We start from the raw sequence: 981 nt of genomic DNA on the forward strand, positions 1-981 counted from the left end.
CTTAAAAATACCGGGTCTTTAAGATAGCGGTAAGCTTCAAGAGACAGATATTTTTCTACGCCGCCTTAAGCCGCGTGTATGCAAGATAATGGCGCACTTTTTCAGCGTTATAATCTTTATTCAGTTTTTGTTGACGATTTTGAGGGCTGCATCCATAACGCCGATGGCTTTATTGGCGTCATCCGGGGTTGTTAAGGTAATGAAAGAATCGTCCATTTGGCGGATTCCAAGACCTTTACTGGTCATGGTGCCGATATAGACCTGCTCCCTCTGATCCATATTTGCGCCGATATGGAGCCACATTGACGCTGTTACGACATTATCGCTGATTACGCGGGCAAAACGCCCTGTGAGCATATTCATGCCGTTAAATTGGGCATGGCTGGCGATTCTGTCCACTTCGTCAACAAGCTGTGAAACTTCGACTTGGATGTACATTCTGTCTTCATCGGTGTAGATGCCGTTTGCAGACTGTACCGCCAATTCCCTGATACGCTGAAGTATGTCCTCAGTTTCCTGGAGATACCCTTCCGATACCTGGATAAACGAAATGCCGTTTTGGGCATTTGTTGAAGCCTGGTTAAGACCGCGAATCTGGCTCCGTAATTTTTCGGAAACCGCCAATCCGGACGCGTCATCGCCCGCACGGTTGATTCGAAGACCCGAGGAGAGTTTCTCCATGTTTTTGGTAAGGAAAACTTGCGTTACCTTGAGGGACCTGTCCGCAAACATTGCGCTCAGGTTGTGATTAATGATCATAAGATCCTCCTTGAACTGTTACGAAAGCATCCATGCTCCCGTTTAGTTTTTGCCGTTTCCGGCTTAAACCGTTAGATAATGTACTGGGCGGAATCCGCGGAAATCCCACGTCAAATACATCTTTCCAATTTTATTGTCGGCAGTCGGGGATTTATACTTTAGATAAATTTAAAAATTATTTTGGGAAGACTATTAACGGCCATACTGGTAATAGTTTTACCA

The 981-nt window shown here is 45.4% G+C and carries 1 protein-coding gene and 1 pseudogene; one reads left to right on the forward strand and one right to left on the reverse strand.

Translation table 11 applies throughout. The features are described 5' to 3' along the window. Positions 1–126: 126 nt before the first annotated feature. A pseudogene (locus tag ACYVRH_RS13330) lies at positions 127–759 on the reverse strand (flagellin N-terminal helical domain-containing protein); the annotation flags it as partial. Between the two features lie 32 nt (positions 760–791). Here ACYVRH_RS13330 and ACYVRH_RS13335 point away from each other — a divergent pair. Further along, a partial coding sequence (locus ACYVRH_RS13335; RefSeq protein ID WP_461257382.1) for a hypothetical protein occupies positions 792–981 on the forward strand: 190 nt, incomplete at its 3' end.

This window comes from Treponema sp. R80B11-R83G3, assembly GCF_054786115.1.